We start from the raw sequence: 23,572 nt of genomic DNA on the forward strand, positions 1-23,572 counted from the left end.
GTGGGTAAATGAGGATCTTGAGTACCGCCAGCAAGCCGAAATGTCGAGCGCAGTCATTTATGCAGTGCTTTCCTAGACGATATCCAGGGGTATGCGGGTGCTCGGCGCCGGATACAGCTCGTCCAGGCGCGCAAGCGTCGCCTCATCCAGCGTTACCTCCAGTGCCTTCGCATTGTCATCGACGTGGTCAGGAGTGGCGGCCTTGGGAATGGCGATGACGTCGCGACTGCCGTCGATGGGGCGAATGGCCCAGGCCAGCAGCAACTGAGCGGGACTCAGTCGATGCTCTGCCGCCAGGGCCTGGAGCTCGGGGTCCCGCAGTGGATCTGGCCCGACGCCACCGGCCTGCGCCAGAGGACAGTAGGCCATCAGCGGGATGCGATGCTGTCGCTGCCATGGCCGCAAGGCCACCTCGATGCCGCGGGAAGCCAGGTGGTAGAGCACCTGATTGACCGCGCAATGGCTGCTACCGGGGACGCTCGACAGCGCCTGCATGTCCTCCACATCAAAGTTCGAGACGCCAAAGTGGCGGATCTTGCCGGCGTTTGTCAGGCGCTCGAAGGCCTCCAGGGTCTCTTCCAGTGGAACGTTGCCGGGCCAGTGCAGCAGGTACAGGTCCAGGTAGTCTGTGTTCAAACGCTTGAGGCTTGCTTCGCAGGCAGCGATGGCGCCGCTGCTGCTGGCATTCCAGGGATACACCTTGGACACCACATAGGCCTGGTCGCGCCGTCCTGCCAAGGCCTCGCCCACGACGCTTTCGGCCTCGCCGTCGGCATACATCTCGGCGGTGTCGATCAGTCTCAGACCGCGTTCGAGCCCTCGCTGCAGGGCGGCGATTTCACGTGATCGCGGTGCGCGCCCTTCACCCATGAACCAGGTTCCTTGGCCAATCGCGGGGAGGGTGTCGGCATCATGGGGGCCGAGGGAAACGGTAGCGAGACTCATGAGAAAGCGGACTCCTTGTGGCTTTCGTGGACACTCAACAGGACTATCGTAGCCGAGTCCGCCGTCGCCAACGCAACAGGGGGCACAAGGCTGGACACTGCTTGATGGAAGATGCACTGTGGTGACATCAGTCTTGGTGGCGTGCCACGAAGACTGCCCGCTGACGCCGCCGCTGGTTCACATTGTTGCCAAGGGGTGTTCAGCGTGCGCCAAAGGGAAAGGCGCAGAGGTGATCGTCGAACTCGATCGAAGTCTCAGTCTGTCAATGGAAAGGAGTCGATATGAGCATTACCAATACCGCATCAGCGCAGTGGAAAGGCAATCTCAAGCAAGGCAAGGGCGTAGTATCGACCAACAGCGATGCGCTCAACGACGTGCCTTATGACTTCAAGCAGCGTTTTGAAGGTCAGGCCGGTACCAATCCAGAGGAATTGATCGGTGCCGCCCATGCCAGCTGCTACTCCATGGCCCTGTCGATGATTCTGGAGGGGTCCAGCCTGGAAGCTGACAGCATTGACACCAACGCTGATGTCACCCTGGAAGAAGTGGACGGCGGTTTTGCAGTGACCAAGGTGCATCTGACCGTGCGTGCCAGCATTCCTGGTGCCGAGGAAAGCGTGTTCAATGAGGCCGCCGAGAAAGCCAAGGCGGGCTGCCCGATCTCGAAGCTGCTGAACGCCGAGATCAGCCTCGATGCCAAACTGGTGTGATCGTCAGGGAGCGTCATCGCCTGGGCGATGACGCTCCCTGCCGGCTAGCTGGATAGAGCTTGCCGCATCAGTAAAAGCCTGCCGCTGGCAGGCTTTTTTGTGCACTGGCGTTGCCTCTAGTGTGACGTTCATGACGCAGGCCATGGCCAGACGCCATGAGTGACTACAGCGGATGTTCGGCCGCTGCCGCGCGTTGACCGGCATTCCGACTGGCCTTGGCGGGCGGGCGACGTTCGCAATGAGGCTTGCATGAGGCTTTCACCAAGGCCTTGATCAGCCGCTGCTGGGGGCGGTTGAACACCAGAAACTCTGGGTGCCATTGCACCCCGAGCAGGAAGTCATGGTCCCGCGATTCGATTCCCTGGACCAGGCCATCCCGGTCCCTGGCGACGATGTCGATGCCGCGCCCTGCCTGCTCGACGGCCTGGTGATGAAGGCTGTTGATGCGGCACCAGCTGACCCTCAGCAATTGGTGCAGGCGACTGCCCTCGACGATGTCCACGGTCTTGCGCGGCAGCACGGTGCGACGGCGCTTCAACCCTTCGTGGGTGGTGTAGATATCGCTGTCCAGGGTCCCGCCGAGGTGAACGTTGATCAACTGGGAGCCACGGCAGATGCCCAGTACTGGCGTGTTCCGCGGAATTTCCCGGGCCAGCAGTTCCAGTTCGAGCTCGTCTCGCTGGGGATCGACGCGCACGTCGAGCTGCATCTCTCCTCCGTAGAGATGTGCCTGGATGTCATCACCACCGCCCACGATCAGCCCATCCAGATGCTCTGGCCTGGGCCGTGACGGAGACAGTCGCAGTGGCCGGCCGCCATGCCGCCAGACCGCGAACCAGTCGAACCACCAGGCCAGCAGGCTCTTGTGGTCGGAGGTGGATATGCCGATCAGTGGACGCTCAGCCATCCTTGGCATCTCCTGTCAGCGTGTTCTTTACCTTTTGCCATAACGAGCGGTCGAGGTGACGGGCTCGGTACTCCGCCATACGCTCACTCAAGGTGTCCGGTGCGCAGGCGAGACGCTCGACTTCCAGCCAGCGATTCCACTCGGTGACGGCTCCCCAGTCGGGCTCGGAGAGTTGTGCGTTGGGCAGGCGGTAGTGAAAGGTCGGGCGCGGCTGGACGAGCTCCTTGCGAAACAGCTCGTGGGGGTGTTCTGGCCGCAGGTGCGCAAACAGCGGGAGCATGTCCAGATCACGGTTGCGGGTGGGGTTGTCGGCCAGGTAGTCATCGATCAAGGTGTCGATGTCGGGAGCGTAGTCCGGGTCGAACAGTTTGAGGCAGTAGCGCTTGTGAAAGGGATTGGCGTGGGGCAGCACCTCGCGGGTGATGTCGACCCGAATCTGTTCCCTGAGCCAGTTGGCCGAGAGCAGATAGGCACGCAGATAGCGCAGGATATCTGCCGCCTCGAGACTCGGCAGTTCAGGGTTGAGGTGCAGTCCGAAGCCGTAAAGCAAGCTGGCCTCGGTGCCCTTTGCGCCATGTTGACGCAGGGCGTCGAACAGGGCGTCGAGGGTGTCCAGCTCGTCCCATGGCACCGGGGGGCAGACGATTTCCGTCGGCACCACACCGGTCACCATATCGCCCAGCAGCTCCCGCGACCGGCGATCGATATCACGGCGCATGCGCTCCCAGTCATCCTGCTGGGCGGACTCCTGGGCGGCGTCAGGATGCACGTAGTGTGAATCAAGCTCGATCTTGAAGTCGCCCCAGCGGGTGTCGCAGACCTTCATGCGATGTGCACTCTGGACGTCGATGCGTCCTTCGAACAGCGACTGGACCAGCTTCGTCGTGGCCATGGCGTCCAGGCCAGCGAATTCGATTTCGACCCCCACCTTGCGGGTTGCTCCGTCCGAGGTGGTGGGCTCGGGTGGCGCTTGGGCTTTCATGTCGGCATCCTATTGAGGCATCAACGGTGCATTTCTTCGCAGACTACCACAGGCGGTCAAGGTTCATCCGCGAAGGCATCGATTCGTACGTGGCGAGGAGCACGAATGGTTTGGTTCAGGCAAAAGAGGTGGTACGTGTTTCAAGGGGTTAGCTTCCTCGCGCTTCTATTACTCTGTTTTGTGCCTATTCAGGCGTCGGCGCAAGGTGTCGGACTGACGGCCTTGGCCGGCAATAGCGGTAGTGGTGGTGCCGCCCAGGAAGCCTCTCCCGAAGAGCTGCAGCGCTCTCTCGATACCTTGATCCAGACGCTGGAGAGCGATCAGAGCCGCCAGCAGCTGGTCGACAGCCTGCGCTCCTTGCGGCAGGCAGGTCAGGCAGAGGTAGAGGCGCAGGGCAACTCGCAGGGGCTGTTGGGAGCGCTGGCCGATACCTTCAATGAGCTGGGTGAAGAGGCCGAAAGCGCCAGGTCGCCCATGGTCCAGTGGCGCGCCAAGTTCTTCGAGGGCTGGCAGGATATCGACGGCCTGGTCAGCGGCACCGAGCACAGTGACCTGGCGCGCTTTGCGGTCGAGTTCAGTGTGTTGATGGCCACCTGGGGGGGCATCGTCATCATCCTGGTGGCGTTGGGTCGGTTGGTCGGTCGTCGTCGCGGGTGGCCCATGGACCTCCCACGAGACCCCAAGGCCTGGCTGCTGGCAGCGCACTTTCTGCGACGCATGCTGCCCTGGGCGCTGGGGTTCCTGTCGATTCTGGGGGTGCTGCAGCTCGTCCCGGAAAGTGCAGCAGCCACGGGCGTATCGGTGGTGGCCTATGCGGCCCTGTGTGGGCGCATTCTGTCGGTGGTGGTAGAAATCGTGGTATCGGTGTTCACCAGCGGCCATCGCTATCCTGCGGTGCGCCTGCTGCAGCAGCACGCGCTGCGTCCGCTGTTTGTGATTGGTGCCCTGATCGCCCTGGGTGATGCCTTCAAGTCTGAACGCCTGGTGGAGTTGCTGGGCTTCGATCTGGCATCGTTGGCCTCGGTGCTGGCCAACATTCTGGCCACCGCATTGACCTTCCGCTTCATCGTGCGTTTCAAGCGCCCGATCAAGCACCTTATTCGCAACCGCAGTTACAGCATTCGCAAGGACTGCAACAGCCATACCGAGGTGACGCGGGTCATCGGTCGACTGTGGCATATCCCGGCCTTGCTGCTGGTCGGCGCGTCACTGGTGGCGATTTTCGTGACCGTGGGAGACGTCGGAACGGCGCTGGCGCGATCGATCATCAACGCCGCCTTGCTGGTACTGACGCTGGTGGTGACGGCGCTGCTGCGGCGGCAGAACGAACGACACGACCACTCTCGCGGACGCCACCGCCACCACAGTGAGTACCGGCGCCGGCTGGAACGTTTTGCCTATACCCTGGGGCACGTGTTGGCCTGGCTGGTGTTTGCCGAGCTGTCGCTGCAGGTCTGGGGCGGCTCCCTGGTGGGCATCGGTCGCGAGGGAGTGGCCAGCGTGCGCATCGGTCAGGCCATCCTGGCGATTGCCTTCACCGTATTGCTGGCCTGGCTGGCGTGGATATTCGCCGATACTGCGATCCAGCGGTCGCTGATGTCATCGGCACGGTCGCGAGGACGTCGGGTCAACCAGGCCAGGGCTCAGACCATTACGCCGATGATTCGCAATGTCGTCTTCGCGACGATCGTGGTAATTGCCTCCATCGTTGGACTGGCCAACCTGGGGGTCAACGTCACACCGCTGCTGGCGGGTGCCGGGGTCATCGGCCTGGCGCTGGGCTTTGGTGCCCAGACCCTGGTCCAGGATCTGATTACCGGCATCTTCATTCTGGTGGAGGACTCCCTGGCGGTAGATGACTTTGTTCGGATCAATGGTCATATGGGCACGGTGGAGGGGCTGACCCTTCGCACTGTTCGTCTGCGCGATCTAGACGGTATTGTTCATATCCTCACCTTCTCGAAGATCGAGTCGATCCATAACATGTCGCGCCAGTTTGGCGTGGCGTTGATGAAGATCCGCATTCCCTTCGACATGAAGATCGACGATGCCACTACCATGATGCAGGAAACGGCGCGGGACCTGCGTCAGGATCCGATCATGCGTCACCACATCTGGTCACCTCTGGAAATGCAGGGTATCGACCGCTTTGAGGATGGCTGTGCGATCCTGCGGATGCGTTTTCGGACCTCCCCGGAGATGCAGTGGGATGTGGCGCGTGCTTTCAACATGCTGCTGAAGCGTCGCATGGAGCAGGTAGGCATCGAGCTTGGTGCGCCACGCATCAGCGTCAGCATGGAAGGTCGCGGAGGCGGTCGTCTGGATGGCTCTACCCGAGAGGGCGAGGCGGACTATCAAGGCGCTACCTCAGGCACCCAGAGTGATGCCAGCGGTCGTCGTCCGGGCCAAGCCGGAGTGGCCGATCCGCAGCATCAGACCAGTGCCACGGGGGCGTCGCCGGACCCCGCGTAAGACCTGGGCTAGACGACAAGGGGGGGCGAAGGGCAATAGCCCTCGCCCCTTTTTGGTGTGTTGCACTCGACATGGCTGTGCTCACTTCTTGGGAAGCACTGCATGAATGCCTGCGCCGACGACTCGCGGGGTCTCCCAGTGTGCCGTGGCGTGCATCCCCATCCAGGGGCATAAAGTGGCTGTCAGGATGCGTCAGTCGGTGACACTAAGGTAACAAGTCGGGCGGCGGCAAGGTCCAGCAACAGGGACGCGGCGTCGCCTGCACCACTTGATACTGATGGCTTCCTGACCGGTTGACGATACGTCGCCACACGGGGAGGTCGTCCGGTGATAACAGTGTGCCTAGCGCACCACCAGAGGGATAAGACATGACGATTGCCAAGGATCTCGCGCTCTACCACTTTGCCCATTGCCCGTTTTGCGCCTTTGTACGGCGTGAACTCGACAAGCTTGGCGTCCAGGTTGATATCCGGGATGCGGGGGCGGATCCCGCCCATCGCAAGGCGCTGAAGGAAGGCGGCGGCAAGGTTCAGGTGCCGTGCCTGCTGATCACCGGTGATGATGGCAGCGAAACCTGGCTTTACGAGTCCATGGACATCGTGGCGTATCTGAAAAAGCGCTTCGGCAAGGAGAAGGTGGCGTAGTTTAGGTGTGGTGTAGGTGTGGCTCAGGCGTAGCGTGGGTGGCGTGCAGGTCGACCGCCCAGTGCGCCCCTGGAAACTACGATGGTGTTACCGGATTGGGCAGAAAACTGCATTGCAGGAGAGATGAAGCTCAAGACAGGTGAAGTTCAAGAGACGTGAAGTGCAAGAGAGGTGAAGCTACTGCATCAAGCCTGACGTGACTTTCAGCAAGCTAGTGATTGGGGCCACCTGGAGTGGCCCTTTTTTTGGTCTGGATATCCGTTCGAGTGGCTGATGCAGAGCCCAATGGCGGCGGTTGTCAGCTCCCGTAAGCGGAGCCCTTGCCGAGATTTTCCGGGCCGAAGGAGTCGGGCAGCAGCTCATCCATGGTATAGCGCTTGAGCAGCTGACCATCGGCATCCACCACGCGGATGACAGTCTGGGGAGAGGCAAATTCCCGCAGCCGCTGGCGGCAGTCGCCGCAGGGCGTGCACAGGTGTGACCCAGGTCCAATGACATAGACCTCCTGCAGTCGCGTTTCGCCTGCGGAGATCATGGCGGCAATAGCGGATGCTTCGGCGCAGAGTCCCTTGTAGTGGGCCACTTCGACGTTGGCGCCGACATAGCGATTGCCGGCTTGAGTGATCAGCAGGGCACCCACCGGATGGTCGGAATACGGGACGTAGGCGCGTCCCCGCACCTCGATAAGTGCCGCGACTATGTCGGCGGGGACGGCGGCTTCAGGGGCGTGATCCGTCATGAGTGTGTCTCCTGAGGGGCGTGGCGGCGATCGTCCTCGAGCACGGCGTCCAGGGCAATGCGCATCATGTCATCGAAGCTGGTGGCCCGCTCGTCGCTGGACAGGCTGTCACCATTGACGATGTGATCGGAAACGGTGCAGATCGTCATGGCTCGGGCGCCGAATTCGGCGGCGACGCCGTAAAGACCGGCGGCCTCCATCTCGACACCGACGATGCCGAAGTTACGCAGGCAGTCGATCAGCGCCGGATCGGGGTGGTAGAACAGATCCGCTGAAAAGATGTTACCGACCTTCACTGGCACCCCGTGACGTGCGGCCGTGTCGACCGCAGCGCGAGTCAGCTCGAAGTCCGCAATGGCGGCAAAGTCCAGCCCGCGAAAGCGCGAGCGGTTGACGCCGGAGTCGGTACTGCCGCCCAGGCCAATGATCAGGTCCCTGACCTTGACGTCATCGCGAACGGCTCCGCAGGAGCCGACCCTGATCAGGCGTTTGGCACCGAACTCGGTGATCAGCTCCTTGGCATAGATCGATACCGACGGGATGCCCATGCCGTGGCCCATGACAGAGATGTCGCGGCCCTGGTAGCGTCCGGTGTAGCCGTACATGTTGCGCACATCGTTGACCAGGCGGATGTCTTCCAGATAGGTCTCGGCGATGTAGCGTGCGCGCAGCGGATCGCCAGGCATCAATACGGTGTCGGCGAAATCACCGGGTTTGGCCTTGATATGGGGAGTAGCCATCAGGATTCCTTGTACTGTCGAAGCGACGTCGCCAGCGGGATGGCGCCCGCTGGGGCGGAGTCGAGCTGGCGGCGCGGGTCAGCTGGACCGCGGCGCTAGCGGTTTGGCAAAAAGCTGTCACCGTCGTCCATGGGAGCCAGACCAAAATGGTCGGCCAGGCTTTGACCAATGTCGGCAAAGCTGTGACGACGCCCCAGCGAACCCGACGTCAGGCCCGCGCCGCGGCTCAGCACCGGGATGTACTCGCGAGTGTGATCCGTGCCATGCCAGCTCGGGTCGCAGCCATGGTCGGCAGTGATCACCAGCAGGTCATCCTCCGTCAATCGGGAGAGCAGCTCCGGCAACTGACGGTCGAAGGCTTCCAGGGCAGCAGCATAGCCGGATACATCGCGGCGGTGGCCATAGACCATGTCGAAGTCGACAAAGTTGGTCATGATCAGCCGTCGATTGTCGGCGCTGGTGGGCTCATCCATGGCCGCCAGGGTGGCGGCCATCAAGGCGTCATGTCCCGAGGCCTTGACCAGACGGCTGATGCCACAGTGGGCGTAGATGTCGGCGATCTTGCCGATGGCGACGACCTCCCCGCCGCTGTCGTGAAGCTTTGACAACACGGTGGGAGAGGGGGGCTCGACGCTGTAGTCGCGGCGATTGCCGGTGCGCTGGAAACTGGCTGCATCCTGGCCGACGAAAGGCCGCGCGATCACCCGGCCGATGTTGTACGGCTCGAGTAGACGCCTCGCCGTTTCACACAGCTCAAGCAAGCGCTCCAGACCAAAGTGATGCTCGTGGGCGGCAATCTGAAACACGCTGTCGGCGGAGGTGTAGACGATGGGTTTGCCGCTCTCGCAGTGTTGCTCCCCCAGCCGGGCAATGATCTCGGTGCCTGACGCGTGACAGTTGCCGAGCACACCGGGAAGGCCGGCCTCGCTGATCAAGGCGTCAAGCAAGTCCTCGGGAAAGCTGTTGCTGTGGTCGGGAAAGTAACCCCAGTCGAAGCGCACCGGCACTCCCGCAATTTCCCAGTGGCCGGAGGGAGTGTCCTTGCCGGAGGAGACCTCTGCGGCGTGGGCGTAGGCACCATCGACGTCTCCCAGCGTGATCCCCTCGGCAACCTCGCTGGTGGCTTCCTGATGCGCATGGAACAGCCCCAGGCGAGCCAGGTGGGGAAGCACGAGCGGGCCGGTGCGCCCCCTGTCGTCGGCCTCGCCTCTGGCGCAAGCCCTGGCGATGTGGCCCAGGGTATCGGCGCCTGCGTCGCCAAAACGATCGGCGTCGGGCGCCGCACCGATACCGAAGGAATCCATTACCAGCACGATAGCGCGTGTCATCGGATGTCTCCTGCCAGGGAAGGGTCGGGCAAGGTGTCATGCACCAGTGGCAACGCGGGGGCCTGGTCGGCGACGGTAAAGGCGTCACGCAGCTGCGCGGCCACCCGCTGTGCATCATCATCACTGGCGGCGTGGATTCTGGCCACCGGGCGATGATCATCGACGGCCTGGCCGATGCCGGCGATCTGGTCAATACCGACGCGGTGGTCGATGGCATCGCCTGCTCGGCGACGGCCACCCCCCAGCGCAACGACGGCCATGCCAATCGCCTTGACGTCCTGGGCGCTGACCACGCCCGGTTGCTGGGCAAAGACGTCACGCACCACGGGGGCATCAACAAGATGCGCTGGCGCCTGCGAGAGCAGGTCTGATGGGCCGCCAAGGCCCGCCACCATGCGCTCGAAGCGCTCAGCCACCTGACCGTTAGCGAGACAGGCATCCAAGCGTGCCGCGGCCGTTTCCCGGTCCTTGGCGATGCCGCCCACCAACAGGGTTTCTACCGCCAGCCTGCGCGTTAGCTGAAGCAGGCGCGAGTCGCGACGTTCGCCACGCAGGATCGCCAGGCATTCGTGCACTTCGATGGCGTTGCCTGCGCTCTCGGCGAGGGTCTGATTCATGTCGGTCAGCAGCGCGGTGGTCGGCGTCCCTGCCTGGCGAGCGACGTCCGCGATGGTACTGGCGAGTTGCCGGGTGTGTGCATCGCTCTCTAGAAAGGCCCCGTTGCCGATCTTGACGTCCATGACCAGGCCGTCAAGGTTCTCGGCGAGCTTCTTGCCGAGGATCGAGGCGACGATCAGCGGCAGCGAAGAGACGGTGGCGGTCACGTCGCGCACGGCATACAGGCGCTTGTCGGCGGGCGCCAGGTCTCCGCTCTGGCCGACGATGACGACCCCAACGTCCTTCAGCAGGCGCTCGAAGGTCGCTCGCTCAGGCGTGACGTTATAGCCGCCAATGGCCTCCAGCTTGTCCAGGGTGCCGCCGGTGTGGCCCAGACCTCGGCCGGAGATCATCGGCACGTGGGCGCCACAGGCGGCCAGCCAGGGCCCGAGAATCAGCGACACGGGATCCCCGACGCCGCCAGTGGAGTGCTTGTCGAGTACCGGGCCCGGAAGGTCCAGGCTGCGGTAATCGAGACGACTCCCCGAGTCACGGGTCGCTTCGGTGAGGGCAACGGTTTCGTCCAGTGACATGCCGTTGAGGTAGGTCGCCATGGCGAAGGCGCCAATCTGCTCGTTGCCGGCGCTGTCGTCAGCGATCGCCATCACGAAGTGCCGGATCGCCTCCCGCGACAGAGTCTGTCCATCTCGCTTGGCCGCGATGATGTCTTGTAGCAGCATCAGTAGCCCCCAGCCTGGCCTCCGTCATCGACGCCAACCCCGGCGGTCATCATCAGGTTGTCGAGCAGGCCTGATGCGCCGAAGCGGAAGGTCTGCGGGGTCGCCCAACCCGGGCCCATGATGTCCGCGGCGAGGTCCAGGTAGACGGCGGCGTCTTCCACGGTGCGCACACCGCCAGCGGCCTTGAAGCCTACCGGGCGGTCGGCGCTACGGATCGCTTCAAGCATGACCTTGGCAGCTTCAGGCGTAGCGTTCACGGTGACCTTGCCCGTCGATGTCTTGAGGAAGTCGGCTCCGCCGGCGATGGCCTGCTCGCTGGCTCGGCGAATCAGGGCCGGGTCCTTCAGTTCACCGGTTTCGAGGATGACCTTGAGGGTGCGGTCACTGGCGGCCGCCTTGCACATTTCCACCAGCTCCTGGCCGATCGCGTCGTCGCCTGCCAACAGCGCGCGGTAGGGAAAGACCACGTCCACTTCGTCAGCGCCTGAGGCGACGGCTTCGCGTGTGGCGCGTGCAGCCGCCATGATGTCGTCACCGCCATGGGGAAAGTTGGTCACGGTAGCAATCTTGACCTGCCCGCTGAGGTTGTGGGCAGTCAGGGCGCGGCGTGCCGGCACCACGAACTGGGGGTAGACGCAGACCGCTGCCACGTTGCCCAGTGGCGTCTTGGCACGCTGGCACAGGGCTTCGACGACGGCATCGGTATCGTCATCATTCAGGCTGGTCAGGTCCATCAGGGAAAGGGCCTGGCGGGCAACGAGATGGGGGTTGAAGGTCGGGGTGGACATGAAAACGTGCTCCTGAAGCCACCAGGACCGCCATCGCGGCGGTCGGGGCATGAATGAAGGGAGAGGATCCGTCAGGCGTCAGGCGCCCAACGTCATGAAGAAGCCGGCGATGCAGGCCGACATCAGGTTGGAGAGGGTGCCGGCGAGGACGGCCTTCAGGCCCAGGCGGGCGATATCGTGCCGCCGACGGGGCGCGATGCTGCCCAGGCCCCCTAGCAGAATGGCGATGGAGGACAGGTTGGCGAAACCACACAAGGCGAAGGACAGTACCGCCGCCGTGTGGGCACTCATGGCCTCGCCGGTGGCAGCGACCATTTGCTCGCCGTCGATGTATGGCGCGAGGTTGATGAAGGCAACGAACTCGTTGACCACCAGCTTCTGGCCGATGAAGGAGCCTGCCAGCGTCGCTTCCTCCCAGGGAATTCCCAGCAGGAAGGCCAGCGGAGAGAACAGCCAGCCAAGGATCATCTCGAGGCTCAGACTGCTCATCCCGAACCAGCCACCGACACCACCCAGGATGCCGTTGAGCAGGGCAATCAAGCCGATGAAGGCCAGCAGCATGGCCCCCACGTTGGCGGCCAGCTGCAAGCCGGACGAGGCACCACCGGCAGCAGCGTCAAGCACGTTGGCGGGCTTGTCGTCTTCTTCGATGACGTCGGACACGCTGTCCGCCTTGTCCGCATTGGGATCTGTCTCGGGCATGATCAGCTTGGCAAACAGCAGGCCGCCTGGGGCCGCCATGAAGGAGGCGGCCACCAGGTATTCCATTGGAATGCCAAGCGCGGCATAGCCGGCGAGCACGGAGCCCGCGACCGAGGCCAGTCCACCGCACATGACGGCAAACAGCTGAGACGTTGTCATGTGGGCAATGAAGGGGCGGACCACCAGCGGCGCTTCCGTCTGGCCGACAAAGATATTGGCGGTAGCGGACAGCGATTCAGTGCGTGAGGTGCCCAAGAGCTTCTGCAGCGCACCGCCCAGTAGCCGGACGACCCACTGCATGATGCCGAGATAGTAGAGAACCGCGGTCAATGACGAGAAGAAGATGATGACCGGCAGCACCTTGACCGCGAAGACGAAGCCCACGCTGTCCACGTTGGCGAGCCCGCCGAACAGGAAGGCGATGCCGTCATTGGCGTACAACACCACCTGGCTAACGGCGTCGGATACCGTCTTCAGCACCTTCTGACCCACAGGGACATATAGCACGAAGGCACCGAGGCCTGCCTGGATAAGGAAAGCGCCACCGACGGTTCTCAGCCGGATGGCACGACGGTTGTGGGAGAACGCAATGGCGATGGCAATCAGCGTGACCATGCCGACCAGGCTCATGAGCAATGTCATAGGTGTTTACGCCTTGGAAAATGTGACTTGGACAGCGCGATGGAAAGGAGCGGTCGTTGTCCTAACTCTCGAGCCTTCCATAGAGAGTAGATCATCGCACCGGCCGTCACGGGCGTGGGTTTGCCGCTGAGACAGATGCAGGTCATGAGTACCCTGAAGGGCCCTGGCATGCCATTGCCATGGCGGCGAAGAAATGACCTGGGTCACCGCTTGCCGCACCTGAGTCCAGAAGTTCGCGATGCATGATGATGGATTGGCCAGGCGCCGCTGCAGCGATCTGGCTGTCAATGGGATCATGTTAACATTTAATGTGAGAAAATTAACATTTGTGCAGTGGCGTTTTCTTCAACGCCGATCGCTGGCTGAACCCTGTAGTTCAGTGCATGCTTATTGAAAAACCATAACAGAAGGGCACGATGACGGTCCGCGCGGGGGCAAACGTAATGAATCAACGAAGTGTGCAACGGCAGGAGCGCTTGCTGCAGGCGCTGGCTGGCGGTGGAAGCCTTCGCTTGGCCGATGCGGCCATGCTGTGTGGCGTTTCGGAAATGACGTTGCGTCGAGACGTCTCCTCCAAGGGCAGCCCCTTGATGTTGATGGGCGGGCACCTGGTGCGTCGTGACGATCCGCACTTCTCTCCCGTATACGACCTGGAGACCCAGCGGGATCGCGGTGTCGATATCAAGACCCGGCTGTGCCAGCGTGCCAGCAGCTACGTCCAGGATGGCGATACCCTGTTTATTGACTGTGGCACCACCTTGGTACCTATGGTGGCCGAGCTGGGGCAACGCCGCCATCTGACCGTGGTCACCTATGCCTTGAACGTGGCCAACGCGGTCAGCCACCTCGACAGCGTCAGGCTGATTCTGCTGGGAGGGCTCTATCAGGGCGTCTCGCAATCCTTCGATGGTGAGGATGTGGCCCGCCAGATACGCAGCCTAGGCATCAATCGCGCCTTTCTGTCGGCCGCCGGCGTGCACCTCGAGCGGGGGCTCAGCTGCTTTCACTTTCATGAAATCATTCCCAAGCAGGCGGCCATCGAGACGGCGGCCCAGCGCATTCTAGTGTTCGATGACAGCAAGTGGGGCGTTCTGCGCCCGGCTTTCTTCGGGACGTTGTCCGATGCCGATATCATCGTCACCCACGGGGAAGCTGCTGCCGCAGCGTCGGCATCCCCGGAGATCGCGGCGCGAGTCGACAGCCCGCGCTGATCCCCCATGCTCCACCACGCAGCGTCGACGGCTTTGTCAGCCAACGGCACCCGCTGCCGCCAGTCTTGGGACTGGTAGTTGCCGGCTTAGTGTGCCGCAGGTGGCACTCGGCAAGTACCCAGTACCCAGTACCCAGTACCCAGTACCCAGTACCAAGTACGAGTGCGAGTGCGAGTGCAAGAGTGAGGGTAAGGGTAGGGGGAAAGGTAGGGTTAAAGGCAGAGGTAAGAGTCAGGGCCAAAGGGCATCGGACAGCGGGTCCCGTCAGATGGCCTCCCTGATGACAGCTGTCCGCCGTGGTGGAACCATTAACGCCTTTCCGCTGTCACTTGCACGGCACCTTGCGGTCACGCGCGTTGGTCTTCGTTGCAGCCTTTCTCTCTCGCCCTCGCTGGCCTTGGCTTTCGGCTTCTTACTCGCCTTCTCTCTCGCCTGCTTGCGCGCGTTCTCTCTCGCCTTCCTACGCGGGCACTTTGAGGCCTGTGACGTGAGGTCGCATCCTCTGTGATCTTCGTCAAGGCTATGGCCCGAAGGCCGTGGCCTCGAGACATGACCCTGAACTGCATCAAGGAAAGGTGCGACACCCTGCGGCAAATCGTCGCTTCTCAAGTCGGGCTCTGCTGTCGACAATACGCACCGGTCGCGTTCCATCTCCTTTTTTGTCCTCGTAACGATCTCGTGTCGTGGTACTCGGATGAGTGGGGAGCGCGAGTTTCTGCGGGTTTCGATTGCGGATCGGCACATTTCATGCAGCTTTTGTGAAAGATGCATGCAATGTCTCTCCTCGTCGGGCCTGCATGTCCTGCGAGCCTGGGCTCGCTACCTATGGTCTTCCGCCGCCCTGACGAGGTTGCTACATGAGAAGAAAGTCGTACCTGCGCGTGCTCGGCCTAGTGCTGTTGCTGGCGCTGCCCCTGCTGTTGGCGGGCTGTGAGTCGGCGCTGCTCGACCCGAAAGGGGAGATCGGCCGTGAACAGCGTACCTTGATCCTCACCGCCTTCGGTCTGATGCAGATCGTGGTGATTCCGGTCATCGTACTCACTCTTTGGTTTGCCTGGCGTTACCGCCGTGGCAATACCGATGCCACCTATTCACCGGACTGGGCTCATTCCACCAAGATTGAAGCCATCGTCTGGTTTATTCCCTGCGTCATCATCGTCTTCCTGGCGCTGCTGACCTGGTACACCTCCCATAGCCTCGACCCGCACAAGACCCTCGAGGCCAAGGAAGGTCAGAATGAACCCATGGAAATCCAGGCAGTATCGCTGGACTGGAAATGGCTGTTCATCTATCCGGAGCAGGGCATTGCCACGGTCAATGAGCTGGCCTTCCCCGAAGATACCCCCGTGCGCTTCCGGGTGACGTCAGGTTCGGTGATGAATGCCTTCTTCATTCCGCGCCTGGGCAGTCAGATCTATGCCATGGCGGGTATGGATAACGATGTCCACCTGATCGCCGAAGAGCAGGGCGTCTACCCCGGCCGCTCCACCAACTACAGTGGTGCAGGTTTCTCCGGGATGACCTTCGATGCCCACGTGGGCTCTGAAGCAGACTTCGAGGAGTGGGTCGAGAAGGTACGTTCATCCTCTCAGACGCTGACCTTCCCAGAGGAATACTACGACCTGGCCACGCCCAGCGAGGACAACGAGGTCGAGTACTTCTCCGAGATCACCCCGGCGCTCTACGAGCGCATCATCAAGAGCTTCCTGGCGGGCGGCAAGCACGCCGAGTTCGTCGAGACCTACGGCGGCGTTGTTCATGGTCATGGCGCAGGTGGTCACGGCGATGAGGACGAGTCCCATGGCGAGTCGCATGGTGAGTCCAGCAGCGCGGAGGCAGCGGAGTAAATCATGTTTGGAAAACTGACGTTAGATTCGATTCCGATCCAGGAACCCATCATCATGGTGGTGGCGATCGGTATTGCTCTGGGCGGCATTGCCGTCGTGGGCGGTCTGACCTACTTCAAGAAGTGGGGCTATCTGTGGCGCGAATGGATCACCTCCGTCGACCACAAGAAACTGGGCATCATGTATTTCCTGGTGGCCCTGGTGATGCTGATTCGCGGCTTCGCCGACGCCATCATGATGCGGACCCAGCTGGCCATGGCATCTGCCGGGGCCGAGGGGTATCTACCGCCTCACCACTATGATCAGATCTTCACCGCGCATGGTGTGATCATGATCTTCTTCGTCGCCATGCCCATGGTCATCGGCCTGATGAACCTGGTGGTGCCGCTGCAGATCGGTGCTCGCGACGTGGCCTTCCCGTTCCTGAACAACCTCAGCTTCTGGCTGTTCGTTGCCGGCGTCATTCTGGTCAACGTATCGCTGGTGGTGGGTGAGTTTGCCGCGACCGGGTGGTTGGCCTACGCGCCATTATCGGGGATAGAGTACAGTCCAAGCGTCGGCGTGGATTACTGGATATGGGCATTGCAGATATCCGGGATCGGCACGACCCTGACGGGCATCAACTTCTTCGTCACCATCCTGAAGATGCGTACCAAGGGCATGACCCTGTTCCGTATGCCCATCTTCACCTGGACGTCGCTGTGCGCCAACGTGCTGATCATCGCGTCTTTCCCGATTCTGACCGCCACCATCGCGATGCTGACGCTGGATCGTTACCTGGGGACGCACTTCTTCACGAACGACTTTGGCGGCAACATGATGATGTACGTCAACCTCATCTGGGCCTGGGGCCATCCTGAGGTGTACATCCTTATCCTGCCGGCCTTCGGTGTGTTCTCCGAGGTGATCGCGACCTTTGCGCGCAAGCGTCTGTTTGGATACGGCACCATGGTGTGGGCAACCATCGCCATCACCTTCCTGTCGTTCATCGTTTGGCTGCACCACTTCTTCACCATGGGAGCAGGGGCCAACGTCAACGCCTTCTTTGGCATCATGACGATGATCATCGCCATCCCCACAGGGGTGAAGGTGTTCAACTGGCTGTTCACCATGTACCGCGGTCGCCTGGAGTTCACCTCCCCGGTGCTGTGGACCATCGGCTTCATCATCACCTTTACCCTGGGTGGCATGACCGGTGTGATGCTGTCGGTGCCTGCGGCCAACTTTGTGCTGCACAACAGCCTGTTCGTTATCGCGCACTTCCACAACGTCATCATCGGTGGCGTGGTGTTCGGGATGCTGGCGGGTCTGACCTACTGGTTCCCGAAGGCCTTCGGCTTCATGCTCGACGAGAAGTGGGGCAAGCGCTCCTTCTGGTTCTGGATTACCGGCTTCTATGTCGCCTTCATGCCGCTGTACGTGCTGAGCTTCTTCGGCGCCGTGCGTCGCATGCAGTCCTATGACAATGGTGCCTGGCAGCCCTGGATGATCATTGCCTGGGTCGGCGCCGTGCTGATCCTGTGTGGCATTGCCTGCACCGTGATCCAGTTCTACGTCAGCATCCGTGATCGCAAGAAGAACCAGGACGTCACCGGGGATCCTTGGGACGCGCGTACCCTGGAGTGGGCAACTTCCTCTCCGGCGCCGTTCTACAACTTCGCGCATCTGCCGGAGATCAAGGACATCGATGACTTCTGGAACCAGAAGCAGGCCAACGGTGGCAAGGCTGGCGTGTCCAAAGGGCCGTACAAGGACATTCACATGCCCAAGTACACCTGGGAAGGTCCGGTGATCGGTCTGATTTCCGCGGTCTTCGGCTTCGCTCTGGTGTGGCATATCTGGTGGCTGGCCATCGTGGCCGCACTGGGCATGTTCGCTACCTTCATCGCGCGTGTCTTCAACACTGACGTCGACTATTACGTGCCCGCTGCGGAAGTCGAGCGTATTGAGCGCGAACACCAGAACCGTGTGGAGATGCAGGCATAACCATGGCTACCGATACACTCAATCAGCAAGGTCATGCCTCCGGGCATGACCATGATCACGACCACGATCATCACGATGCCGCGGGCACCAAGGTCTTCGGTTTCTGGGTCTACCTGATGAGCGACCTGGTGATCTTCGGATCACTGTTCGCCACTTATGCCGTGCTCCTTCGGGGCACGGCGGATGGTCCGACGCCGGGCGAGATCTTCGAACTCCCGTTCATTCTGGTCGAGACCTTCCTGCTGCTGTTCTCGAGCTTCACGTACGGCATGGCCGTACTGGCCATGAACGCCAACCAGACCCAGAAAGTGCTGAAGTGGCTGGGGATCACCTTCCTGCTGGGCGCGGCCTTCGTAGGCATGGAGATCTACGAGTTCGCTCACCTGATCCATATCGGCTACGGTCCTGATCGGTCGGGCTTCCTGTCCGCCTTCTTCACCCTGGTCGGTACCCACGGTCTGCACGTGACCTTTGGTCTGATCTGGATTCTGGTGATGCTGATTCAGGTGAAGCAGCGCGGTCTCGACGATATGGTGCGCCCGCGCATCATGTGCTTGAGCCTGTTCTGGCACTTCCTGGATATCGTCTGGATCTGCGTCTTCTCCTTCGTCTACCTGATGGGAGTCCTGTGATATGAGCGGACACGCCAACGACCATCACAGCCATGGCAGCGTCAAGTCCTATGTGATTGGCCTGATCCTGTCCATCGTGCTGACTATCATCCCCTTCGGGGCGGTGATGACCGGTGCTTTCGACACCGGGGCGACCCTGATCCTGATCGTCGGTACCGCGGTGGCTCAGGTGCTGGTGCAGCTCGTGCTGTTCATGCACATGAACACCAAGGCCGATGAAGGCTGGAACTTCATGTCCTTCGTCTTCACCGTGGCGATCCTGGTTCTGGTCATCGGAGGTTCCCTATGGATCATGTACCACCTGCATCACAACATGATGATCGGCTGACGCCGACACCCATGATGTTCAGGGACACTCTTAAGGACTACCTCACGATCACCAAGCCGGGCATTATCGGCGGCAACGTGATCTCGGTACTGGGCGGCTACTTCCTGGCCGCCCAGGGCCAGTTCGATGTGGTGGTGTTTCTGTCAGCGTTGCTGGGCCTGGCCCTGGTCATTGCCTCGGGCTGTGCCTACAACAACGTTATCGACAAGGACATCGACGCCTTGATGGAGCGCACCCGCACCCGACCCCTGGTTCAGGGGCGGGTGAGCGAGGCGGCCACGCTGCGTTTTGCCACCTTGCTGGGTCTGGCCGGGTTCGGCCTGCTGGCGTTGGGGACCAATGCGCTGACGGTCGGTCTTGCCGCTTTCGGCTTCGTTATCTATGTAGGAGCGTACAGCCTCTACATGAAGCGTAATTCGGAATTCGGCACCCTGGTCGGCAGCCTGTCCGGGGCCGTACCACCGGTCGTGGGCTACTGCGCTGTGACCGGTAGCTTCGATACCGGCGCCCTGACGCTGCTGGTGATCTTCAGCCTGTGGCAGATGCCGCATTCCTATGCGATTGCGATCTTCCGCATGGAAGACTACAAGGCGGCCAATATTCCGGTACTGCCGGTAGTTCGCGGTATCGGTACAGCCAAGCACCACATTCTTGGCTATATCCTGGCGTTCATCGGCGCGGCGCTGTCGTTGAGTCTTGCCGGCTATGCCGGGCCTGGCTACTTCATCGTGGCACTGGTGCTGGGGGTCTATTGGCTGTACATCGCGGCCAAGGGCTACCGCACGGACGACAACGTGCGCTGGGCCAGGCAGGTGTTCGGCATCTCGATCCTGACCATCACGGCGCTGAGTCTGATGATGTCACTGGACGCCACGCTGATGCCCAGCACGCCCATGTGGACCTCGCTGGCTGGCTAGAGCGATCCTCTGAGCCAAGGGCTGACACCGGTCCTTATGTACGTCTCAATGCCCCGCATCACATCAGTGATGCGGGGCATTGTCGTTGATGGAAGAAGAAAAATATTAGCCACAACTTGTACAGTATGTGTACAGGATGTACCGTTGATCGGGTAGCGAACCGAAAATTCGGTTCTATACTGCAAGTTATGGACAACGGAGACCCGTGGATCGAGCACCGATGCCGGGGCTCATTTCAGCGGTAGCAGGGGGGAGTCAGTATGCTGACACATGTCTGGGGATTGATGGCCCATCCGAATCGCGAATGGAGACAGATCAAAGAAGAGAGGGAGACGATAACGCATCTGTATGCGCATCACGTCCTGTTGCTGGCCGCCATACCGGTGATCTGTTCGTACATTGGTACGACGCAGGTGGGTTGGAGTCTTGGAGGTGGTACCACCATCAAGCTCAGTTACCTGGATGCGTTGGGGGCGGGTATCGCGTTCTACATCGTGATACTGGCGGCGGTGTACATCGTCGGCAAGACGATACGCTACTCGGCCAAGCGCTTTCCCAAGACCCCAAGCCAAAGCCAGTGCATCATCTTTGCCGGCTATGTGGCGACACCGATGTTCCTGAGCGGTATCGTCGCGGTCTATCCGATCATCTGGCTGTGTCTGTTGGCCGGGGTGATTGGCCTGTGTTACACCGCCTATCTGCTGTATCTGGGGATTCCCTCCTTTCTCGACATCAGCCGGAAGGAAGGCTTCGTGGTCTCGAGCACCACCCTCGCCGTCGGTGTGCTGGTGCTGGAAGCGCTGCTTGGCATGACAGTACTGCTGTGGGGCTACGGCGAGCGCATCATCCTGTCGTTGATCGGCTGAGAGTCGACCCGTGCAAGACCGCAGTGAGCACAATAGAGAGCAGCATCAAGAGGGCGACGCGGCGGCGTCGCCCTCTTGCGTTGCCCTATTACGTTGCCCTCTTGCGTTGTCCTGTCGGGAAAGCCAAAAGATGAGCGATGGCTGACCCGTGGGCCAAGCCCTATCCCTTGATGCTGTCGAGGGCCTGCCGCAGGCTGGCGATGCTGCGCTCGGGCCGGTGCAGCTTGTCGAGGCCAAACAGGCCGATACGGAAGGTCTGGAAGTCGTCGCCTTCATCGCACATCAGAGGCACGCCAGCCGCTACCTGAAGGCCAGCGCCGGCAAATTTACTGACCAGGGCCGGGTCATCGTGATAGCAGACGACGACGCCGGGAGCCTCGAAGCCGTTGGCAGCAACACTCTTGAAACCATACTCGGCCAGCAGCGCGCGAACGCTCTTGCCCAGGGCCCACTGTTCTTGCTTGACCTTGTCGTAGCCATAGGCGTCGGTCTCGCGCATGATCTCGCGCAGGCCTCGCAGGCTGTCCGTCGGCATGGTGGCGTGGTAGGCATGGCCGCCTTTTTCGTAGGCCTCCATGATGGTCAGCCATTTCTTCAGGTCTGCCGCAAAGCTGGTGCTCTGGGTCTCCTCGATGATTTCCCGCGCCTGGGCAGAGAGCATGACCATGGCGCAGCAGGGGGAGCCACTCCAGCCCTTTTGAGGCGCGCTGATGAGCAGGTCGACCCCGGTGGCTTCCATATCCACCCACACCGTTCCAGAGGCGATGCAGTCCAGCACCATCAGGCCGCCGTAGGCGTGCACCGCGTCGGCGACGCGTCGAATGTAGTCATCCGGCAGGATCATGCCTGATGATGTTTCCACGTGTGGTGCGAAGACGATATCGGGCTGCATCCGCTCGATGGCTTGCTCGACATCTTCGATCGGGGCCGGTGCAAACGGTGAGGTAGGGTCGTTGTCGTCGAGGCGGCGGGCCTTTTGCACGTTGAGCTCTGCCGGGATGTTGCCCATCTCCAGGATCTGATGCCAGCGATAGCTGAACCAGCCATTGCGGAGCACCAGAGCGCTGCGGTTCTGGGCAAACTGGCGTGCCACCGCTTCCATGCCGAAGGTCCCGCTACCGGGCACAATCACGGCGCTATGCGCGTTGTATACCTGTTTCAAGGTGGTCGAGATGTCGCGCATCACGCCTTGAAAACTCTGCGACATATGGTTCAGGGCGCGGTCGGTGTAGACCACGGAAAATTCCAGCAGGCCATCGGGATCGACGTCTGGGAGCAGGCCAGGCATGAGGCACATCCTTTGAGTGGGCGTTGAACAAGCCGGGGCGCAGGGAGCCCGCGGTAGCGGCACCGGTCGACGATGCTCCGGTGCTCATTATTCTTCACAGCATACGGTCAAAGCGGGTCGACGACCAGTGGCCACAGGCACCACAGAGGCCCATGGCGACCGACCGTGCGCAGTGATTCAGGCACGGTTATTCCATCCCGTGCTTTTTATTCTGCCTATCGGTCTAGCAGGGATTTCCGTCCAGTTATCAGCTGCTTCGCCGTTCGGGGCCGGGCACTGGGCAGGGTGCGGCTGGCGACCAAAGCAAACTTTGATCATGCTCAATGAGGCCGTGGAGGGGGATGAGCGGGGTTGAGCGGGAATGAGCGTGAGTCCAGCGGCGGCCCCACAAGCGTCACCCACATTGCGATGGCGATGGCCCGAAGAGCTCGTCCTTTTCGCTTGGTGCGTATTCCTCCTTTGGCCTGCGCAAGACCAGGATCGTCGGCACCGCTGAAAAGCATGACGATGCCGATGAAGTGGACGCATCAGATCGAGGATGTCGATCATGAACGAGACACTGACATGCGCCTGTGACCATGGCGATCCGTCGTGGGAGGCGCTGGAACGACAATGGGTGGAGTGGGGACGGCGAAACCCTGAGCAGGCGACAAGGCTGCTGGCCAAGATGGGCGAGCAGACATCGTCGGGCGAACAGGGCCTGCAGGGAGCAACGCCGCCTGAAGATCTGGCGGCCGCAGGGCTGGGACCTGACGGAGCGCCGCTGGTCGGCGCATCACCCGACGTCATGCCGCTGGCTCGTGTCGAGCTGAGTAACGGCAACACCATCGAGTTTGTCGGGGTGCGCGGTGACAGCAAGGAACCTGAAGTAGGCATGCGCGAGCTGGGACAGCTCGACCGTGCCACCGGCGCGACCTTCGCTGCCGAGAGGGACGTGACGGCCCTGGAACTTTATCTGCGACTTGCCCCCAAGGATGCCCCGGTACCCGACATGCTGCTGGAGCTGAATCCTGCGGTAGAGCGCAAGGCGTTCAAGCATCGCACGGTGGAGAGGGTCGAGGACGCCATCGAGGTGGACCTGGATGAACTGGGGATTGCGCCGGACATCGCCCGGGCCGGCCCCTCCTCGGGGGGCGGCCCCGGGCAGGCCTACTGCGTGCCCGGGGATGGCTATGACCTGTTTCGCAACCACAACCGCGAAACGGTGTCGTTTCCCAGTAATACCTGGTGGTGGTGCGATCCCGCTGCCCATTACTATCACCGGGATCGCTGGACTTCCAATCACAAGCGCCGCAACTCTGTCGGCGTCACCAGCGCATGCCACGGACCGGCAGCCACCCTGCACTATTACAAGAATGCCTTCGGCAACTGGAGGCACTTGCATACCTGGCATCTTGCTTCAGGGTACTGGCAGTGGACCCGTTACGAAGGCTTGTCCAAGCGCGATCGCTGGATTCGCCATCGCTGCGTGACCGGCGGCGGCAGCAGCTTTGTTCGCTGTGTCAGTTTCTTCTTCAACTGACGCCTTAGCCCCACAACGCTGGGCACCATCTAGGGTGTC

At 61.5% G+C, this 23,572-nt stretch carries 21 protein-coding genes; 11 read left to right on the forward strand and 10 right to left on the reverse strand.

Annotation, left to right across the window (positions count from 1 at the left end; genetic code table 11):
- Positions 1 to 72: 72 nt before the first annotated feature.
- Positions 73 to 945, reverse strand: coding sequence for an aldo/keto reductase (locus tag KUV45_RS14695; protein ID WP_222161972.1), 873 nt, complete (start codon positions 943 to 945; stop codon positions 73 to 75).
- A gap of 281 nt (positions 946 to 1,226) precedes the next feature.
- Here KUV45_RS14695 and KUV45_RS14700 point away from each other — a divergent pair, with 281 nt between their 5' ends.
- The gene (locus tag KUV45_RS14700; RefSeq protein ID WP_222161973.1) at positions 1,227 to 1,655 is read left to right on the forward strand and encodes an OsmC family protein; all 429 of its coding nucleotides are present in this window, start codon (positions 1,227 to 1,229) and stop codon (positions 1,653 to 1,655) included.
- A gap of 163 nt (positions 1,656 to 1,818) precedes the next feature.
- On the opposite strand, the gene KUV45_RS14705 is transcribed toward KUV45_RS14700, so the two are convergent.
- Positions 1,819 to 2,562, reverse strand: a complete 744-nt coding sequence (locus KUV45_RS14705) for a gamma-glutamyl-gamma-aminobutyrate hydrolase family protein (RefSeq protein WP_206942862.1) — start codon at positions 2,560 to 2,562, stop codon at positions 1,819 to 1,821.
- Entirely contained in the window at positions 2,555 to 3,544 is a 990-nt protein-coding gene (locus KUV45_RS14710) for an amidoligase family protein (RefSeq protein WP_206942860.1), read from the reverse strand. Before KUV45_RS14710 ends, KUV45_RS14705 begins: the two co-directional genes overlap by 8 nt.
- Before the next feature lie 105 nt (positions 3,545 to 3,649).
- On the opposite strand from KUV45_RS14710, the gene KUV45_RS14715 reads away from it, so the two are divergent.
- Both KUV45_RS14715 and KUV45_RS14720 read left to right on the forward strand, forming a co-directional pair.
- The gene (locus KUV45_RS14715) at positions 3,650 to 6,016 is read left to right on the forward strand and encodes a mechanosensitive ion channel family protein (RefSeq protein WP_222161974.1); all 2,367 of its coding nucleotides are present in this window, start codon (positions 3,650 to 3,652) and stop codon (positions 6,014 to 6,016) included.
- 368 nt (positions 6,017 to 6,384) lie between these two features.
- Positions 6,385 to 6,660 (forward strand): glutaredoxin domain-containing protein, encoded by a 276-nt coding sequence (locus KUV45_RS14720; RefSeq protein WP_222161975.1) that lies wholly within the window; start codon positions 6,385 to 6,387, stop codon positions 6,658 to 6,660.
- A gap of 298 nt (positions 6,661 to 6,958) precedes the next feature.
- Here KUV45_RS14720 and cdd read toward each other — a convergent pair whose 3' ends face one another.
- From cdd to KUV45_RS14750, 6 genes are all read right to left on the reverse strand, one after another.
- Positions 6,959 to 7,399, reverse strand: a complete 441-nt coding sequence (cdd, locus tag KUV45_RS14725) for a cytidine deaminase (RefSeq protein WP_206942854.1) — start codon at positions 7,397 to 7,399, stop codon at positions 6,959 to 6,961.
- Positions 7,396 to 8,139 carry a purine-nucleoside phosphorylase gene (gene deoD, locus KUV45_RS14730; RefSeq protein ID WP_222161976.1) on the reverse strand — a complete coding sequence of 248 codons (744 nt, stop codon included), beginning with the start codon at positions 8,137 to 8,139 and terminating at the stop codon, positions 7,396 to 7,398. Before deoD ends, cdd begins: the two co-directional genes overlap by 4 nt.
- A gap of 95 nt (positions 8,140 to 8,234) precedes the next feature.
- On the reverse strand, positions 8,235 to 9,467 hold the full coding sequence (locus KUV45_RS14735; protein WP_222161977.1) for a phosphopentomutase: 1,233 nt from the start codon (positions 9,465 to 9,467) through the stop codon (positions 8,235 to 8,237).
- The gene (gene deoA / locus KUV45_RS14740) at positions 9,464 to 10,804 is read right to left on the reverse strand and encodes a thymidine phosphorylase (RefSeq protein WP_222161978.1); all 1,341 of its coding nucleotides are present in this window, start codon (positions 10,802 to 10,804) and stop codon (positions 9,464 to 9,466) included. Before deoA ends, KUV45_RS14735 begins: the two co-directional genes overlap by 4 nt.
- The gene (deoC, locus tag KUV45_RS14745) at positions 10,804 to 11,592 is read right to left on the reverse strand and encodes a deoxyribose-phosphate aldolase (RefSeq protein ID WP_206942846.1); all 789 of its coding nucleotides are present in this window, start codon (positions 11,590 to 11,592) and stop codon (positions 10,804 to 10,806) included. The genes deoA and deoC overlap by 1 nt, the downstream gene beginning before the upstream one ends.
- Before the next feature lie 78 nt (positions 11,593 to 11,670).
- Positions 11,671 to 12,936: a NupC/NupG family nucleoside CNT transporter gene (locus KUV45_RS14750; RefSeq protein WP_222161979.1), complete on the reverse strand. Its 1,266-nt coding sequence runs from the start codon at positions 12,934 to 12,936 to the stop codon at positions 11,671 to 11,673.
- A gap of 443 nt (positions 12,937 to 13,379) precedes the next feature.
- Between KUV45_RS14750 and KUV45_RS14755 the strand changes: the two genes are divergently transcribed.
- The 7 genes from KUV45_RS14755 to KUV45_RS14785 all read left to right on the forward strand — a co-directional run bounded on the left by KUV45_RS14755 (position 13,380) and on the right by KUV45_RS14785 (position 20,723).
- A complete protein-coding gene (locus tag KUV45_RS14755) occupies positions 13,380 to 14,147 on the forward strand; it encodes a DeoR/GlpR family DNA-binding transcription regulator (RefSeq protein WP_206942842.1) in 768 nt (255 codons plus the stop codon).
- 857 nt (positions 14,148 to 15,004) lie between these two features.
- Complete coding sequence (cyoA, locus tag KUV45_RS14760; RefSeq protein WP_206942840.1) at positions 15,005 to 15,994, forward strand: ubiquinol oxidase subunit II; 990 nt, start codon at positions 15,005 to 15,007, stop codon at positions 15,992 to 15,994.
- A 3-nt stretch (positions 15,995 to 15,997) separates the two neighbouring features.
- Positions 15,998 to 17,980, forward strand: coding sequence for a cytochrome o ubiquinol oxidase subunit I (gene cyoB / locus KUV45_RS14765; RefSeq protein ID WP_222161980.1), 1,983 nt, complete (start codon positions 15,998 to 16,000; stop codon positions 17,978 to 17,980).
- Positions 17,981 to 17,982: 2 nt separating this feature from the next.
- Positions 17,983 to 18,612, forward strand: coding sequence for a cytochrome o ubiquinol oxidase subunit III (cyoC, locus tag KUV45_RS14770; protein ID WP_206942836.1), 630 nt, complete (start codon positions 17,983 to 17,985; stop codon positions 18,610 to 18,612).
- A gap of 1 nt (position 18,613) precedes the next feature.
- A complete protein-coding gene (gene cyoD, locus KUV45_RS14775) occupies positions 18,614 to 18,940 on the forward strand; it encodes a cytochrome o ubiquinol oxidase subunit IV (protein WP_206942834.1) in 327 nt (108 codons plus the stop codon).
- The gene (gene cyoE, locus KUV45_RS14780) at positions 18,898 to 19,857 is read left to right on the forward strand and encodes a heme o synthase (RefSeq protein ID WP_206942833.1); all 960 of its coding nucleotides are present in this window, start codon (positions 18,898 to 18,900) and stop codon (positions 19,855 to 19,857) included. The genes cyoD and cyoE overlap by 43 nt, the downstream gene beginning before the upstream one ends.
- 260 nt (positions 19,858 to 20,117) lie before the next feature.
- Positions 20,118 to 20,723 carry a Yip1 family protein gene (locus KUV45_RS14785; protein WP_206942832.1) on the forward strand — a complete coding sequence of 202 codons (606 nt, stop codon included), beginning with the start codon at positions 20,118 to 20,120 and terminating at the stop codon, positions 20,721 to 20,723.
- Positions 20,724 to 20,883: 160 nt separating this feature from the next.
- On the opposite strand, the gene KUV45_RS14790 is transcribed toward KUV45_RS14785, so the two are convergent.
- Entirely contained in the window at positions 20,884 to 22,011 is a 1,128-nt protein-coding gene (locus tag KUV45_RS14790) for an aminotransferase class V-fold PLP-dependent enzyme (RefSeq protein ID WP_206942829.1), read from the reverse strand.
- Positions 22,012 to 22,558: 547 nt separating this feature from the next.
- Between KUV45_RS14790 and KUV45_RS14795 the strand changes: the two genes are divergently transcribed.
- Positions 22,559 to 23,533: a hypothetical protein gene (locus KUV45_RS14795; RefSeq protein WP_222161981.1), complete on the forward strand. Its 975-nt coding sequence runs from the start codon at positions 22,559 to 22,561 to the stop codon at positions 23,531 to 23,533.
- The last annotated feature ends 39 nt before the right edge of the window (positions 23,534 to 23,572 follow it).

This window comes from Halomonas sp. DP3Y7-2, assembly GCF_019800795.1.
Classification (GTDB): Bacteria; Pseudomonadota; Gammaproteobacteria; order Pseudomonadales; family Halomonadaceae; genus Halomonas; species Halomonas litopenaei_A.